Annotated in this window: 14 protein-coding genes; 8 read left to right on the top strand and 6 right to left on the bottom strand. The window is 64.5% G+C overall.

Features of this window, described 5'->3' with window-relative positions:
• Positions 1 to 68: 68 nt before the first annotated feature.
• Genes GYK42_RS12980 through GYK42_RS12950 form a run of 7 tightly spaced genes read left to right on the top strand, consistent with a single transcriptional unit; the run spans position 69 to position 7,871 of the window.
• Positions 69 to 1,649 carry an AAA family ATPase gene (locus GYK42_RS12980; protein ID WP_166447840.1) on the top strand — a complete coding sequence of 527 codons (1,581 nt, stop codon included), beginning with the start codon at positions 69 to 71 and terminating at the stop codon, positions 1,647 to 1,649.
• Positions 1,646 to 2,119, top strand: a complete 474-nt coding sequence (locus GYK42_RS12975; RefSeq protein ID WP_166447839.1) for a hypothetical protein — start codon at positions 1,646 to 1,648, stop codon at positions 2,117 to 2,119. Before GYK42_RS12980 ends, GYK42_RS12975 begins: the two co-directional genes overlap by 4 nt.
• A 9-nt stretch (positions 2,120 to 2,128) precedes the next feature.
• Positions 2,129 to 3,100, top strand: coding sequence for a hypothetical protein (locus GYK42_RS12970; RefSeq protein WP_166447838.1), 972 nt, complete (start codon positions 2,129 to 2,131; stop codon positions 3,098 to 3,100).
• Positions 3,097 to 4,863, top strand: a complete 1,767-nt coding sequence (locus GYK42_RS12965; protein ID WP_166447837.1) for a vWA domain-containing protein — start codon at positions 3,097 to 3,099, stop codon at positions 4,861 to 4,863. Before GYK42_RS12970 ends, GYK42_RS12965 begins: the two co-directional genes overlap by 4 nt.
• A 1-nt stretch (position 4,864) precedes the next feature.
• On the top strand, positions 4,865 to 5,458 hold the full coding sequence (locus GYK42_RS12960; RefSeq protein WP_166447836.1) for a hypothetical protein: 594 nt from the start codon (positions 4,865 to 4,867) through the stop codon (positions 5,456 to 5,458).
• Complete coding sequence (locus GYK42_RS12955; protein ID WP_166447835.1) at positions 5,455 to 6,834, top strand: AMP-binding protein; 1,380 nt, start codon at positions 5,455 to 5,457, stop codon at positions 6,832 to 6,834. The genes GYK42_RS12960 and GYK42_RS12955 overlap by 4 nt, the downstream gene beginning before the upstream one ends.
• Positions 6,831 to 7,871 (top strand): AAA family ATPase, encoded by a 1,041-nt coding sequence (locus tag GYK42_RS12950; protein WP_166447834.1) that lies wholly within the window; start codon positions 6,831 to 6,833, stop codon positions 7,869 to 7,871. The genes GYK42_RS12955 and GYK42_RS12950 overlap by 4 nt, the downstream gene beginning before the upstream one ends.
• A 72-nt stretch (positions 7,872 to 7,943) precedes the next feature.
• Here GYK42_RS12950 and GYK42_RS12945 read toward each other — a convergent pair whose 3' ends face one another.
• Entirely contained in the window at positions 7,944 to 8,501 is a 558-nt protein-coding gene (locus tag GYK42_RS12945) for a TetR/AcrR family transcriptional regulator (RefSeq protein ID WP_166447833.1), read from the bottom strand.
• Positions 8,502 to 8,665: 164 nt separating this feature from the next.
• Here GYK42_RS12945 and GYK42_RS12940 point away from each other — a divergent pair, with 164 nt between their 5' ends.
• Entirely contained in the window at positions 8,666 to 9,475 is an 810-nt protein-coding gene (locus GYK42_RS12940; protein ID WP_166447832.1) for an SDR family NAD(P)-dependent oxidoreductase, read from the top strand.
• Here GYK42_RS12940 and GYK42_RS12935 read toward each other — a convergent pair.
• The 5 genes from GYK42_RS12935 to malF form a co-directional block, all read right to left on the bottom strand.
• Positions 9,472 to 10,758, bottom strand: coding sequence for an O-acetylhomoserine aminocarboxypropyltransferase/cysteine synthase family protein (locus tag GYK42_RS12935; RefSeq protein ID WP_166447831.1), 1,287 nt, complete (start codon positions 10,756 to 10,758; stop codon positions 9,472 to 9,474). The two genes, GYK42_RS12940 and GYK42_RS12935, sit on opposite strands and share 4 nt — an antisense overlap.
• Positions 10,759 to 10,852: 94 nt before the next feature.
• Positions 10,853 to 11,764 carry a carbohydrate kinase family protein gene (locus tag GYK42_RS12930; RefSeq protein ID WP_166447830.1) on the bottom strand — a complete coding sequence of 304 codons (912 nt, stop codon included), beginning with the start codon at positions 11,762 to 11,764 and terminating at the stop codon, positions 10,853 to 10,855.
• Positions 11,761 to 13,395 carry an alpha-amylase family glycosyl hydrolase gene (locus GYK42_RS12925; protein ID WP_166447829.1) on the bottom strand — a complete coding sequence of 545 codons (1,635 nt, stop codon included), beginning with the start codon at positions 13,393 to 13,395 and terminating at the stop codon, positions 11,761 to 11,763. Before GYK42_RS12925 ends, GYK42_RS12930 begins: the two co-directional genes overlap by 4 nt.
• Before the next feature lies 1 nt (position 13,396).
• Positions 13,397 to 14,287 (bottom strand): maltose ABC transporter permease MalG, encoded by an 891-nt coding sequence (gene malG, locus GYK42_RS12920; RefSeq protein ID WP_070218276.1) that lies wholly within the window; start codon positions 14,285 to 14,287, stop codon positions 13,397 to 13,399.
• A 9-nt stretch (positions 14,288 to 14,296) separates the two neighbouring features.
• Complete coding sequence (gene malF, locus GYK42_RS12915; RefSeq protein ID WP_166447828.1) at positions 14,297 to 15,808, bottom strand: maltose ABC transporter permease MalF; 1,512 nt, start codon at positions 15,806 to 15,808, stop codon at positions 14,297 to 14,299.
• Positions 15,809 to 15,891 lie beyond the last annotated feature (83 nt).

The raw sequence follows: 15,891 nt of genomic DNA, 5'->3' as shown, positions 1-15,891 counted from the left end.
TTCATCCGAACCGGTGCTTGCAGGCGGCTTGTGCAATAATTTCATTTCCTTAACGGAAGAGTATTGCCATGCCGTCTTTTAATCTGTTCCAGCGCCTGTCCCAGGCCCCCACCAAACCCAAGTCCGCGCCCGTCGCGCGGCAGTTCGACGTGGCGGACCTGTACCAGGGCCCCATCGCGCTGGGAGCGGAAGGCGAGGCGCAAGCGCGGCCCTTCGATGAAAAGCTGCGCCAGGCCTACTTCTGGATCGTCAACCACGCCATCATCAGCCCCCATTACGATATTGAATACAACGATGGCCCGTCGCAGACGTATTCCGTGGGCGACAGCCGCCGCACCCTGAATCTGCCGTCGGCGCAAAGCTATTCGAGTTTTATCCTGCTGCCGCTGCTGACGTTCGCCACGCGCCGCAAATGCCTGTTCGTCGGCGGGCCGGGACGGGGCAAGACGGCCAGCGCCTTGCTGATGGGCGTGCTGGCCGGCTCCACCGTCAAGGAAGTCAAGCGCGCCATGCAGCATGGCCACCCGCAGATGACGGTGGCCGACTTGCTGGGCAACCCGCTGCCCGCCGACCTGGTGAACGCGCAAAGCATGGACGATATCCGCATCGCCTGGCGTGCCTGGCTGGGCATGCGCGTGAAAATCGTCGATGAATACAACCGCATCCCCACGCGCACGCAAAGCGCGCTGCTCACGGTCATGGGCGACAATTACGCGGAAGTGCTGAACCATATTTACGAATGTCCGGAAGCGGCCTGGTATCTGACGGCCAACGACGACCAGGGCGGCGGCACCTACCAGGTGATCGAGGCGCTGCGCGACCGGGTCGACGTGACGGTGCAGGCGCTCGCTTTCAACCCGCGCTTTTTAAATGAACTGCTGCTGCGCGTGGAAGAAAACCTGCGCCCCGAAGAGCTGGTGCCGCCCGATATCATCTTCACGGAAGGCGAAGTCGATCAGATCGGCGAAGCGATCCGCCAGGTGGGCATACCCGACGCCGTGCGGCGCCGCCTGGAATTCTTCGCCAGCCAGTTCGAGCTGTTCGAGACGGCCGGCGGCCAGTTCGAATACATGACCAAGGATACGGCCCGCCTGGCTGGCGCCGACCGGGGGCAGGCGCAGGCGGCCGACAATGGGCGCGACCGTTTGAAGGATCTGGGTTGCCAGACCCTGAACGGCATCTCCGTGCGCACCCTGATGGCGCTGATGATCTACGCCAAGGCCATGGCTTATTTCCGCGGCAATGGCGAGGTGGAGCTGGAAGACTTGCGCCAGGTGCTGCCGTTCGTCCTGCATAACAAGCTGCAGCCGGACCCGGACGCGCCATTTTTCGCGCTGCCGGAAAACGCTGCCTACCGCAGCGACAGATTGGGCTGGCTGCGCCGTTTGTTCGATTTGTCCAACGATGAATTCAACCGCCTGGACCTGGACCGCGACGATCCTGTCGGCGTGCTGTCCGCCGAATTCGACCTGGGCCTCGATGGCGTCAGCGAGCGCGAGACCCTGGCGCGTTTGAACCGCATCGAAAAGCTGATCGCCGAACGCACAAAGGGGAGAAAACTGTACGGTCCCCTATACGACGATCTGTTGAAACTCAAGTATCTGCACCAGCGCTATACCAACTACCGCAGCTGGCTGCGTTCGCAATGAGCGTCCTGCGTTGTCAAGGCTTTCTGGAAGCGCTGGCCCTGCTCAATAGCGAAGTGAGCGACCTGTGCGCGAGCTACGAGTTGCAGCGCCTGCCCGATGCGCCCGATCTCGCCACGGCGCTGGGCTTGCGCGTGGAAGACCATGCCTTGCACGTCATCGAACCCGCACGCGACTTGCCGGCGGCCCTGTGGCACCTCCATGCGGCGCCGTGCGGGCGTGCGCACCTGGAGCAGGTGTGCCAGCGCTGGTTTTTCTCGTCGCAGCACATGCAGGTGGCGCCCCCTGGGCGCTTCCGCGCGCAGCTGGTGGTCGCCTTCCTGGAATCGATCGACAACGCGCTCGGTGGGTTTTCCCTGCACGCCGTGACGATGACGCCGCCCGCCGGTTTCTGGTACGCGATCCACTGGGACGAGATCGCGTTCGAGCGCGATGGCGAACGCTATCTGCTGCATTTTTCGCACAGTGACTGACAGACACCGATGATTTCTCCTGCCTTTGCCTCGATACTCGCCAGCGGCCGCGCCCAGTTCAATGCGCGTGCGGCGGAAGCGCGCCGGCGTTTCCCCTCACTCGACATGGCCGCCTTCGGCGCCTTCTTGCACGATGGCGTCGATCCGCTGGTGCTGGCCGTGACCGCCACCGCGCCCGAGCGCGTGGGCGGCGCCACCCTGGCCGCCTACGACATGGCCCTGGAACTGGTGGGCCATGGCCTGGCCGGTCCGGCCGCGAAAAACCCGTTCCTCAATACCGTGTGGCGCGAACTGGCGCCGCAGTTTGCACCGCTGCTGGCGATGGCCCCCGTCGACGTGCTGGGCATGCTCAGCAACGCCGCCATCCACATCGACTCTGTGGCGGGCGCGCGGCCCGCGCAGTGGCAGGCCGGGATGGCTGCCGTGGCACCGCAAGTGGGCAGCGTTGCGCAGCTGCGCGCCGTAGGCCAGGTGCTGGCCTGGCGCGCAGGCGTCGCGCATTTCCGCCAGGGCGCGCTGGCCGCCGCCGACACCTTGCCGCCAGCGCTGGCGCTGGCCGCGTTTGACGAACCGGGCGCGCAATGGCCGCAGGTGCGGGCGCAGTTGCTGGACTATCCCTGGCGCGGCAATGCCGAGGGCAGAGAGTTCGGCAGCTTCAGCGGCCTCGGTGGCGATTTCGGCACGCCGCCGCAGGTGCGCGCGACAAACGACGGTTTTGTCGTGCGCAGCGCCGAGCGCCATTACCTGCTGGTGGCCGATGCCTATGGCGCCGTGCTGCACAGCGCCACGGCGCAGGAGTATGAGCAGGCCAATGCCGGCATGCCACCGTCCGTGCGCCTCGATGGGGCCACGGTCCATATCGGTGCGCGCAGCATCGCGCTCGATCTGCCGGCCGGCGACATCGCCATCGCCGCGAATGCGCATACGCTCGCCATCACGTCGCCTTGGACGCACGCGATCCGCCTGCTGCCGCTCGCATGAAGACGACCGCCGACACCGCGCTGATCGACGCCTGGCGCGCCGCCTGGCCCGGAGCCCTGGCCGTGTGGAGCAAGTTTACGCGCTTGCGCGACCCGAGCCTGTGCGCCAGTCGCGTCGAGGCCAGCAAGCAGGGCTTGTCCGGCAGCTTCGCCATGATCCGTTTGCTGGACCAGAGCGTCGTGGTGGATTTGCCGCTGGTGACGGAGCTGGGCCTGGACGACTACGCGCTGGAAGTGCTCGCCCATGAAATCGGCCACCACATCCTCGCGCCGGGCAGCGCGAGCGACCAGTTCCGCCTGCTGGCCCGCATGCGCCGCGCCTTGCCCACCCTGGAGCAGCACGCGCCCATGGTGGCCAACCTGTACACGGACCTGTTCATCAACGACCGCCTGCAGCGTCAGGCGAACCTGCGCATGGCCGACATCTACCGCAAGCTGCAGCAGGGGCGCACGGTGCAAGCTGACGCCAAAAGCGGCGGTGTATGGACCCTGTACATGCGCATCTATGAAAACCTGTGGCAGCTGGAAAAGGGAGAATTGGGAGGCGGCCAGGCCGATGAGCGCCTGGACACGGATGCCTGGCTGGGCGCGCGCCTGATCCGCGTATACGCGAACGACTGGATGCTGGCGGCTGGCCGCTTCGCCACCTTGCTGCTGCCTTACCTGGTGGAAGACACGGATGCCTTGAGTCCGAGCCGCTATCTGCTCGACACGCGCGATGCGGCCCGTGGCTGCCAGACCTATGGCGCGCAGCAGATCGAGGATGACGAGGCGGACGGCGCCATTCATCCCGTGCACGACAAACGCATCTCGGGCCTCGATGGCGAGGAGCCTGCAGCCGATGCGCCGGCCAGGCAGGGCGGCGGCCAGCTGCGCGAGCCGTTCGAGCTGGGCGACATTCTAAAGGCATCGGGCGTGAACCTGAGCGACCATGAAATCGCCATCCGCTACTACCGCGAACGGGCCTTGCCGCATCTGGTCGCGTTCCCCAGCCGCCCCGCGCCCGAGTCGCAGGAGCCGCAGATGGAAGGGCTGGAACCGTGGGAAATCGGCGACCCGCTGGAAGACATCGACTGGCTGCAATCGGTGATGCAGTCGCCGCGCCCCGTGCCGGGCGTGACCACCGTGCGCCGCGTGTATGGCCGCGAACCGGCGCGCGCCATCGACGCCGTGCCCGTTGACCTCGACATGTACGTGGACAGTTCCGGTTCCATGCCGAACCCGCAGTCGCATACTTCATTTTTGACCCTGGCTGGCGCAGTCATCGCGCTATCGGCCTTGCGTGCCGGCGCGAAAGTGCAGGTGACCCTGTGGAGCGGCAAGAACGAAGTGATGCAAACGCCGGGTTTCGTACGCGATGAAGACATGATCCTCGGCGTGCTGACGGAATTTTTCGGCGGCGGCACCTGCTTCCCCATCCACCGCCTGCGCCAGACGTATGCGGCCAGGCGCGAACGGCCCGCGCACATTTTGATGATTTCCGACGACGGCATCACCACCATGTTCGACCAGGATGAACTGGGCAACAGCGGCTGGGATATCTCGGCGAAAGCGCTGGCCCAGGGCGGCGCGGGCGGCACCATGGCCCTGAACCTGGAGCGCGACTGGGAGGGCGCGGCCAGCCACACGTGGCTGCAGAAAACCTATGACGATTTAAAGCGCGCGCGCCGCGAACAGGGCTGGGATATCCACGCCGTCGAGCGCTACGAGGACTTGCTGGACTTTGCGCGGGCGTTCAGCCGGCGCCACTATATACAACAATGACATGCATACTCACGGTCCCCACCTCGAAACTCTGACCCACCGCCTGGCCGACACGCCCGTCGAATTCCTCGCCGAGCCCCGCATTGCCGGCGTCGCCAATGCGCAGGCCGTGGCCGTGGCCGCGCTGGTCAACGACATTTTGCTGCTGCATGGCGCCCGCGCGCCGGCCGCGTCCCTGCAGGGATTTATCGGCGCGCAAGTGAAGGCGGACCGCAACCGGCTGGCGCTTGCCATGATCGTGTGCTGGCTGCTGGCCGACGACTGGTTTACTGACCAGCAGTTGCCGCAGCCGGCCTTGCTGCAGGTGCTGGGCGAGGCGGCGCGCGAACTGGCCGCCGCCACACCGGCCCACCAGTTCACGCAAGACCCCGAGCGGCGCGAGGAACTGGCGCGCATCGTGCTGGCGCGCCTCGGCTTTCGGCCCCGCGACGAAAGCGTGGCGCAGGCCACGGACAGATTGTCGGCCATCAGCGGCACGGAACGGCGCCGCCTGCTCGAAGCGAGCCGGTTAGCGGAACAGCGCGCGCGCGAAATCCGCGAAGCGCTGGCGAAAAAGGCAGCCGAGGAATCGGCCGACAAGTGGTCGCGCGAATGACGCTCGCTGGCAAACCTGACGTCAACCTGCCTGGCGGCGCCTGGGAGTCGGACCGCGACTACTGTCCCACCCTGGCGTCGGCGGGCGCGCGCATGCTGGAAAAACTGCGCAGCCATCCGGCGGCGCCCCGGTACCGCAACCGCAGTGGCAACAAGCTGCTGGCAGAGGAGGTCGAAGCGTTGCGCGCCTATGAGCAGGAAGTCATGGATGCGGTAGTCGCTTGGACCGCCGATACGCCGCCGCCCTGGCTGGCCGGTTTTCTCAGGACGGTCTACGCCACGGTGCCGCATTACCGCGCCTGCGGTTCGCCGCCAGCGCGCCTTGCGGACGTGGCGCCCATCAGCCGCGCCGAGCTGGCGCACGATATCGCCGCCTTCGTGCCCGACGATGCGGACCTGGAGCGCATGATCAATTTCCAGACCACGGGCACCACGGGCCACCCGCTGCTGATCGCCTCGCACCCGCTGGTGGCGGGGCGCTACCTGGCCTTCCACAAGCGCGCGCTGCGCCGCTTCGGCGTGACCCTGCGCCATGGCGCGGGCCAGGTGGGCGTGATGCTGCTGGGGCACCAGCGCCGCTGCTTCACTTATGTCTCCGTCACGCCGACGATGAACGAATCGGGTCTGGCGAAGATCAACCTGCATACGGACGACTGGCGCCACCCGGACGACCGCGCGCGCTATCTCGATGCCATGGCGCCCGAGCTGATCGCGGGCGACCCCATCTCGTTTGCCGAGTTGCTGACCCTGCCCATGGCGCACAAGCCGGCCGCGCTGATGTCCGTGTCGATGATGCTGTTGCCCGGCATGCGCGCGCGGCTGGAAGCGGCGTTCGGCTGCCCCGTGCTCGATATCTATTCGCTCAATGAAGTGGGACCTGTCGCCGTCTACGATGAACAGGCGGGCGGCCACGTGCTGCTGCAGCACCGCCTGTACGTGGAAATCCTCGATGCGGATGGCCGTCCCGTGCCCGATGGAGTCCGTGGCGAGATCACGGTGACGGGCGGTTTCAATTTCTGCCTGCCCCTGGTGCGCTACCGCACGGGGGATTACGCTTCGCTGGCGCATGGCCCGCACGGTCCCGTGCTGGTGGGGCTGGCGGGCCGCAGCCCCTTGCGCTACAGGACGGTCAACGGCGAATGGATCAACAATATCGACATCACGCACGCCCTGAAACCGCTGGCCATCGCCCTGTTCGGCGTGCACCAGCATGGCGACGGCGCCATCGCGCTGCGCCTGGCGCCGGGCGCCATGCCGCAGGCTGACAGGGCGCGCGCCTTGCTCGCGCCTTTTTTCGGCGCTATCACCGTCGAGACTTTGCTGGCGGAGGACAAGATCATTCAATACACCTCGGATTTGCAGGAAGCGGCAGCATGAACCTATATAAACGTGGCCTCGTGGTCGGCAAATTTTGCCCGCTGCACCAGGGCCATGAACTGTTGATCAACCGTGCGCAAAACGCTTGCGAAGAACTGCTGGTGGTCAGCTACACCAAGCCCGAATTTCCCGGTTACGAACCGGCGCGCAGGGACGGTTGGCTGCGCGCGCAATTCCCGCAGGCGCACATCGTCGTGCTGGACGATGCGCGCCTGGCCGCCCTGTGCGCCGCGCGCGGCGTGCCTGCGCTGACCTTGCCGCACAACGACGACGATGGCGAGCTGCATCGCCACTTCATGGGCTGGCTGTGCTGGACGGTGCTGGAGCGGCCCGTCGATGCCGTCTTCACCAGCGAAGACTATGGGCCCGGCTTTGCGCAGGTGCTGGAACGGCATTATGCGAGCGGGCCGGTGGCCCACGTGAGCGTGGACCAGGCGAGAACCGTGGTGCCCGTGTCCGGCACCGTGGCGCGGCAAGATCCACATGCGAACAGCGCCTTCCTGTCGCCCATCGTGCGCGCCGATTTTGTCACGCGCGTGTGCGTGCTCGGTGGCGAATCGAGCGGCAAGACGACCTTGGCGCAAGCGCTGGCGGCGCATTTCCAGACAGCCTGGGTGGCCGAGTATGGCCGCGAGCTGTGGGAAAACCAGGATGGCATATTGAATTATGACGACCTGCTCAAGATCGGCCGCGAGCAGCTGCGCCGCGAAGCGCAGTCGCTATTGGCCGCGCGGCGCTGGGTGTTTTGCGATACCTCGCCCATGACCACGTATTTCTACTGCATCGAGATGTTCGGCAAGGCCGAGCAGGAACTGGCGCAGCTGGCTGAACACGGATACGACCTGGTGCTGCTGTGCGCCCCCGACTTCCCGTTCATCCAGGACGGCACGCGCCGCGACGAGGATTTCCGCGCGCGCCAGCATGCGTGGTACCAGGTCGAACTGGCGCGCAGAGGGATCGCCTATGTCAATGTGTCAGGCACGGTCGCAGACAGGGTCGGGCAAGTCGCCCAGTTGCTCGCGCGTAGGTCGGACTAGCGGAGCGTAATCCGACATCAACACATACGTCAACAATGTTGTCGGATTACGCGGCTGCGCCGCTAATCCGACCTACGTCGTAAAAGCCGTGTTCACGGCTTTCAGGATCTCGTCCGAAAACGCTTCATCATCGACGGCGCGCGCCAGCGCCACGGCGCCCACCATGGCCGACAGCATGACGATGGCGTCCTGCCGCGCGTTGCGTTTTTTCCGCCACGGGAAATGCGTGGCCAGCTTGCCGATGATGGCTTTCAGGTGAAAAGTAAACGCGGGGCGTACGGCCGGCTGCTTGCGCGCGTCGCCGGCCAGCGCCGCCAGCAGACAGCCATCGCCGGGCGCATCGCGGTGGGCCGCGCTCACGTAATCGCGTACGTACTGGCGCATGGTTTCCGGGCTGATCGTCGCCGCATCGAGCGCCACGCGCGAATGTTCCGAGCCGTGCAGGGTGCTTTCCGCCATCAGCGCTTCCTTCGAAGCGAAGTGGTTGTAGAAGGGGCCGTGCGTGAGTCCTGTCGCCTGCATGATCTGTCCCACGCTGACGCCGTCGTAACCCTTTTCACGGAACAGCCGCGCCGCCTGCGTCAGGATGCGCTGGTGCTTTTCGGCGGTTTCTTCGGCGGGATAACGCATGGCAGGCTCCTGATCGCGATGTAAAAATAATGGTTGACATCATACATGATGTTGGTCATGCTTCAACACATTAAACATGATGACCGTCATATGTAATGTGTTGAAGCATGATGTCTGTCATGTTTGATGGCCTCAACCCACCCCATACTGAAGAAGGAATGATCATGAATGCAGTTACTACCCAAGGCACGGCCCTCATCACCGGCGCTTCGTCCGGCCTGGGCGCCGTGTATGCGGACCGCCTGGCCGCGCGCGGCTTCGATTTGATCCTTGTGGCGCGCCGGGTCGAGCGCCTGGGCGCCTTGGCCGCCTCGCTGGCGAAAAAATATGGCGTGGCCGTGCGCGCCATGGCGGCCGACCTGGCCGCACCGGCCGACCTGCAGCGCGTGGCCGAAGAACTGGCCGGCAACCCGGCCATCACCATGCTGGTCAACAATGCTGGCGTCTCGACCCTGGGCGCCGTGGTGGACTCGCCGCGCGAGGGCATCGCCGCGATGGACCAGGTCAACGTGGCGGCGCTGGCGCAACTGACGTATGCCGTGCTGCCGCAGTTCAAGCAGCGCAACAGCGGCACCATCATCAACATCGGCTCCGTGCTGTCCTTCCACATCCTGCCCGTCAGCACGATCTACAGCGCCACCAAGGGCTATGTGATGAATTTCACGCGCGGCTTGCAGCAGGAACTGGCCGGCACGGGCATCACGGTGCAGCTGGTACTGCCCGCATCGACGGCCACGGAAATCTGGGAATTGAGCGGCGTGCCGCTGGCACAGCTGGACCAGGCCACCATCATGCGCGCGGAAGACTGCGTCGATGCGGCGCTGGCGGGCCTGGACCAGGGCGAGCTGGTGACTTTGCCTTCGGTGGAAGACCAGGCCTTGTGGGAGCGTTTTGACGCGGCCCGCCTGGCCCTGTTCGCGGGCGCGATGCGCGGCCAGCCGGCATCGCGCTATGGGGTCAAAGCCAGCGTTTAAGCGGCATTCAAGGCCTGCTCCAGGTCTTCGCGCAAGTCGTCGATATGCTCGATGCCGACGGACAGGCGCAGCATGTCTTCGGACACGCCCGCCTTGGCCAGTTCTTCGGGATTGAGCTGGCGGTGCGTGGTGGACGCCGGGTGCGTAGCCAGCGACTTGGCGTCGCCGATGTTGACCAGGCGCGTGAACAGCTGCAGGGCGTCGAGCACGCGGGCGCCTGCCGCGCGCGGGTCTTCACCAGCGGACAGCTTCAGGCCGAAGGACAAGATGCCCGAGGCGCGGCCGTGCATGTATTTTTTCACCAGCGCGTGGTCCGGGTGGTCTTCCAGGCCCGCGTAATTGACCCACGCGACTTTCGGATGCTGTTTCAGGTGCTTGGCCAGGGCCAGCGTGTTGTCGCAGATGCGGTCCATGCGCAGGGCCAAGGTCTCGATGCCCTGGATCAGCTGGAACGCGCTCAAGGGCGAAATCGCCGCGCCCATGTTGCGCAGCGGGACGACGCGCGCGCGGCCGATAAAGGCGGCGGGGCCGAACGCTTCCGTGTAGACGACGCCGTGATACGACACGTCCGGCTCGTTCAGGCGCTTGAAGCGCTCCTTGTGATCAAACCACGGGAATTTCCCGCTGTCGACGATGGCGCCGCCCACGGTGGTACCGTGGCCGCCCAGGTATTTGGTCAGCGAATGGACGACGATGTCGGCGCCATGCTCGATGGGGCGGAACAGATAGGGGCTCGGCACCGTGTTATCGACGATCAGCGGGATGCCATGCGCATGCGCGATCTCGGCCAGCTTGGCCACATCCGTGACATTGCCCAGCGGGTTGCCGATCGATTCGCAGAAGATGGCCTTGGTGCGCGCATCGATCAGCGCGGCGAAGGTCTCGGGCTGGCGCGCATCGGCAAAGCGCACTTCGATGCCGATCTGCGGCAGGGTGTGGGCAAACAGGTTGTAGGTGCCGCCATACAGCTGGCTGGCGGAGATGAAATTGTCGCCCGCTTCGGCAATCGTCTGGATCGCATAGGTAATGGCCGCCATGCCCGATGCCACGGCCAGCGCGGCCACGCCGCCTTCCAGCGCCGCGACGCGCTTTTCCAGCACGTCCTGCGTGGGGTTCATGATGCGCGTGTAGATATTGCCTGCCACCTTGAGGTCGAACAGGTCGGCGCCATGCTGGGCATTGTCGAAGGCATAGGCCACCGTCTGGTAGATGGGGACGGCGGCCGCCTTGGTGGTCGGGTCGGGGGTGTAGCCGGCGTGCACGGCCAGGGTTTCGATTCTCATGTGGTCTCCGGTGTCGATGGTATGCGGTGGTGAAATCCGCAGCCATTGTGCCATGCGACCATTAGCGCGTTGCTACGCTTGATAGAATATTAAGTCATAAGCTAGTGCGGTCTTGATATAAGTCATGCAGCTCTGCCAGCCCGATAAACCGTTCATGTGTGCCATGCTGGGCACAGGCAAACGCGCCGCCGATGGCGCCGCGGCGCATGGCGGTGTCCAGGTCAGCGTCATTCAGCCAGGCGTGCAGGAAGGCGGCCACGAACGAGTCGCCCGCGCCATTCGTGTCCACCACGGGCAGCGTCAATCCCGCCGTCGGATAGTGGCGCACCGAGGCACTGTCCCGTTCCAGCAGGTAGGCACCGTGCGCGCCCGCCATGGCGATGACGGCTTGCGCGCGGCCTTCCGAAATAATCGTACGCATGACGTCGTCCCGACGCTCGCCGAGTGCCGCGGTGCTGAGAAACACCAGGTCGGCGCGCAGCGCAAACACCTTGTGGTGCGGGTTGACGCCATCCCAGTCGTGCAGATCGGTCGACACCGTCGTGCCGCAGGTCAGTGCATCGTCAAACAGCGCGGCCACCCAGCCCATGATGGAAAAGTGCGCGTGGCGCGCCGGTCCCAGGTAGGGAAGATAAAAAGCGGCCGGCATGCGCACGTCTTCCGGATGGCGGCCGTCGTACAGCGACAGCCGGCGTCCTTGCGGATCGACGAGGTTGACGCTGCGCCGCGTGCCAGATGGCTCGACGATGTGCGAGAAATCGAGTCTGGCATCTTTATAGCGCTGCAGGATGGCCGCGCCTTGCGCATCGTCGCCGATGAAGTCGATGAACTTGCAGCGCAAGCCCAGCGCGTGGCAGCCGAGCGCCACGCCATTGCCCGTGTGCGCCACGTAGTCGCGGATGGGCGGCACGTGGACGGAGTCGGCGACGGGCAGTTGCAGGTCGGGGACGCGCACGATCGTGTCGATGCCGGCGCCGCCGACCACTAAAATGTCATAGCTGCTCATGGTGCTGCCTTTTCTAACAGGACGGTGCCGGCCGCGTTCACCGCGACGGCGCTGTTTTTAACGATGTAGGTTTGATTGGTGTAAGCGTCGCGCAGGCTGGCGCCGTCGGCGAACACGCCGTGCACTTTCAGTTCGATGACGCCTTGCGCCTCGGGCACGGCGATGATGGCGTCGCCATCCAGCACGCGGGCGAACGCATACGGTTTTTCATCGATCAGACGATGCTCTCCGCGCGCCAGGACAGGGTGGCGCAGCCGGAACTGTCCCAGCTTGCGCGCATGCGCCAGGGTGGGCCCATCGAGCGAAGACCAGTTCATGTCGGAGCGGGTCGCCTGCTGTTCGTCGCCGATGGGCGCCGCGCCAGGCTGGCGCGCGCTTTCATCGCCGTAGAACAGCTGCACGCCGCCTGGCGCCAGCAGCAGGGCGGACAAGCCATGTTTCAGCCGGTCGCGCGGGAACAAACTGGTGTCGTGCGACGAGATATACGACAGGATGTCGTAGCGGGGGCCCGGGCTCTTATTCAGCAAGCCCGCGTACTGGCGGTACACGCCGTCGATGCTTTTCCAGTCGCCGCTTGCGCGATTCTGGAAATCGAAATTGATCATCGAGTCGAAGCCCGCGTCATGCCAGCTGCTGCGCTCGGGGCCATGGCCCCACGCTTCGCCCGTCATCCAGAACGGCGCATCGTCGATTTTTTGCTGCGGGTGGCGCGCCTTCCAGTCTTTCAGTGCGTCGGTGGCCGCGGCGCGCAGGGCCAGCCAGCTGGCCGGCTCAACGTGCTTGACGGTGTCGGCCCTGAAACCGTCGACGCCGAATTCGCGCACCCAGTCGGCCAGCCAATGCACCAGGTAGCCGCGCACGGTGGTGTCGGGCAGGGACACGGCGCGCGTGTCGCTTTTACGTTGCAGGATGGGCGGCAAGCCCACGGCCTTGCCGCTTTCCGTGCGGAAGTCGGGCAGGTAGGCCAGCTGCATGGTGAAATCATCCTTGCCGCCGTCCGGGTAGCCGGGCAAGCCAGCGCGCACCCAGTCCGGCCCCCACCATTGCTTGAATTCGAAGTTGTTGTAGTCGATGAAGCTGTGATAGTCGCGCAAGCTCGCCTTTTCATGGCCTGGCCACAGCACGGGCACCTTGTACTGCGCCAGGGTGCGCAGGTCCGCATAGCCGGGGTGGTTCAGCACCACATCGAACAGCACGCGGATGCCTTGCGCGTGGGCCGTGTCCATCATTTCGCGCAGCTCGTCGCGCGTGCCCATGTTGGCGTCCATCGTCGTGTAGTCGAGCGCCCAGTAGCCGTGGTAGGCGTAATGCTGGAATTGCTGCTTGCCGCCCACCACCCAGCCGTGTATCTGCTCGTACGGCGCCGTGATCCACAGGGCGTTGACGCCCAGTTCCTTGAAATAGCCGGCTTTCAGCCGCTGCGTGATGCCGGCGAGGTCGCCGCCGTGGAAGCTGCCGACATCGCCGCCTTGCGGGTCGGCGGCGCGGCCATAACTGTGGTCGTTGCCGGGATTGCCGTTGGCGAAACGGTCCGTCACGGCGAAGTAGACGATGGGATTATCCGCGAAGCTGCCCGCCTGCGCCGGCAGGCTGACGAGCAAAGCGGCGAGGGCGGTCAGCACGGTCTTCATGTCAGCCTTTCACGCCGCCGGCGGTCAAGCCGGAGATCATCCATTTTTGCGCCAGCAGGAACACGGCCGTGATGGGCAGGCCGGACAAGATGGCTGCCGCGGCGAAGTCGCCCCACAGGTATTTTTGCTCGTACAGGAACAGCTTCGAGCCGACGGCCAGGGTCAGGTTGTTCTGTTCATGCAGCAGCACGGAAGCGATCGGGTACTCGATGATGGCGCCGATGAACGACAACAGGAAGACCACCATCAGGATGGGCACCGTCATCGGCAGCAGCACGTAGACGAAGGCTTGCCATTGCGTGGCGCCGTCGACCTTGGCCGCTTCCTCGATCTCCACGGGGATGGTTTGGTAGTAGCCCTTGATGGTCCAGATGTGCAGGGCGATGCCGCCCGTGTAGGCCAGCACCAGGCTGCCGTGGTGGTCGATGCCCAGCCATGGCACGTAGCTGCCGAGCACGTCGAAGATGGCGTAGATGGCCACCAGGGCCAGCACGGCGGGGAACATTTGCAGCAGCATCAGCGCGGACAGCGTCTGCGACTTGAAGCGGAACTGCATGCGCGCGAATGCATAGGCGCAAGTGGTCGACAGCAGCACGGTGACGGTGGCGCTCATGCTGGCCACCTTGATGGAATTCCATAGCCACAGCAGCACGGGGAAGTCCGGCTCGACGAGTGCGCCGTTGGGCGCCTGGTAGGACATGCCCAGCGCCAATCGCCAGTGCTCGAAGCTGATCTCGGGCGGGATCAGACTGCCCGAGGCGAAATTGCCGGGCCGCAGGGAGATCGACAAGATCATCAGGAAGGGAAACATCACCAGCGCGATCAGCGCGATCACGGCGACGTGGGCCGCCAGGATGCGCCAGCGGTTGGAACGATCGACAACGATAGCCATGGCTGTCCTTTATGCTTTGTTCATGCGCGTCAGGCGCATGTTGACCAGCGAAATCGCGGCCACGAGGAAGAAGATCAGGGTCGAGATGGCGGCGGCCAGGCCAAAGTTCTGGCCGGAATCCTCGAACGCGATGCGGTAGGTGTAGGACACGAGCAAGTCCGTCGTGCCGGCCGGCAAGGTAGTGTCGAGGAAATCGGGACGCCCGCCCGTCAACAAGCTGATCAGCACGAAATTGTTGAAGTTGAAACCGAGGCTGGCCACCATCAGCGGCGTGAGCGGCTTGATGATCAGGGGCAGGGTGATCTTGAAGAAATTCGTCAGCGGTCCCGCGCCGGCCAGGGCCGAGGCTTCGTACAGGTCCGACGGAATTGCCTTGATCAAGCCCATGCACACCACCATCATGTAAGGGTAGCCGAGCCAAGTATTGACGATCAAAATCATGGCCTTGGCCAGCGTGGTGTCCGAGAACCAGGCGGGCTTGATGCCGAACAGGGCGTCGAGCACGAGGTTGATCTCGCCAAAGTTATTGTTGAACAGACCCTTGAAGACGAGGATGGAAATAAAGCCCGGCACGGCGTACGGCAGGAACAGCAGGGTGCGGTACAGGCCGCGGAAGCGCAGCGCATCCCAGTTCAGGAGCACGGCCAGCACCATGCCCAGACCCGTCGTGGTGGCCACGCTGATCAGGGCGAAAACGATGGTCCAGACAAAAATGCGCAGGAAGGGGCCGCGGAACGCTTCGTCGGAGAAAATCTTGACGAAGTTGGCAAAACCCACGTTCACTTTGAAACCTGGTTCCAGTTTGGTGCCGTCCGGCATTTCATAGAAGCCCGTCTTGAAGTTCGGCGTGACCAGTTCGCCCGTGGCGATTTTCTTCAGGGTCTTGTCCGGCAGTTGCTTGTAGACGTGTGCGACAGGGCCGAATTCGCGCAAGCCCACCATGCGCAGTTCGATCTTGTTCGGCAGCACGAGGGTGAGCAGCTTCAAATCCTTTTGCAGGGCGATGATGTCCTTGATGCCCAGCGGTGCTGTCAGCACGGGCGCCTGCACGGGATCGATTGGCGCCACCTCCACGTTCAGGGGCACGGCGCGCTTGAGGGCCAGTGGCTGCGTCAGCAGCACTTCGCCCGTGTCCGGGCTTTCCAGGCGCAAGCGGTATTCCTTGTTGTCGGCATGCACGGTCATGGCATAGCCGGCGCTTTCCACCCGCTGCGTTTCGTCGAGCAAATATTGCGTGGCCCGCTCGTAGGTGAGCAGGTTGCGCGAACTGAAATTGGTAAAGCCGATCGACACCGTGTACACCATCGGCAGCAGCACGAAGACGATCACCGCCGTGATGCCGGGAAACAGGTAACGGTAGGCATAGGCGCGCGGCGACGTGAAGACAAACGTCGTCAGGGTCAGCAAGCCGAGGAAAACGGCGGCCAGCATGGTCTGGCCGGAAATGTACAACATGAAGAGCAGATACAGACCCAGCGCCATGCTGATGGTCAATACCGTAGGGCCGATAAACTTGCGCACGATGGATACCTGTAATGATACGTAGGTCGGATTAGGCCCAAAGGGCCGTAATCCGACAACATTGTTGGCGTGCATGTCGGATT

This window comes from Janthinobacterium lividum (genome assembly GCF_011601275.1).
In the GTDB taxonomy this organism is placed as follows: Bacteria; Pseudomonadota; Gammaproteobacteria; order Burkholderiales; family Burkholderiaceae_D; genus Janthinobacterium; species Janthinobacterium lividum_E.
This window is presented reverse-complemented; position numbering and strand designations above follow the sequence as displayed.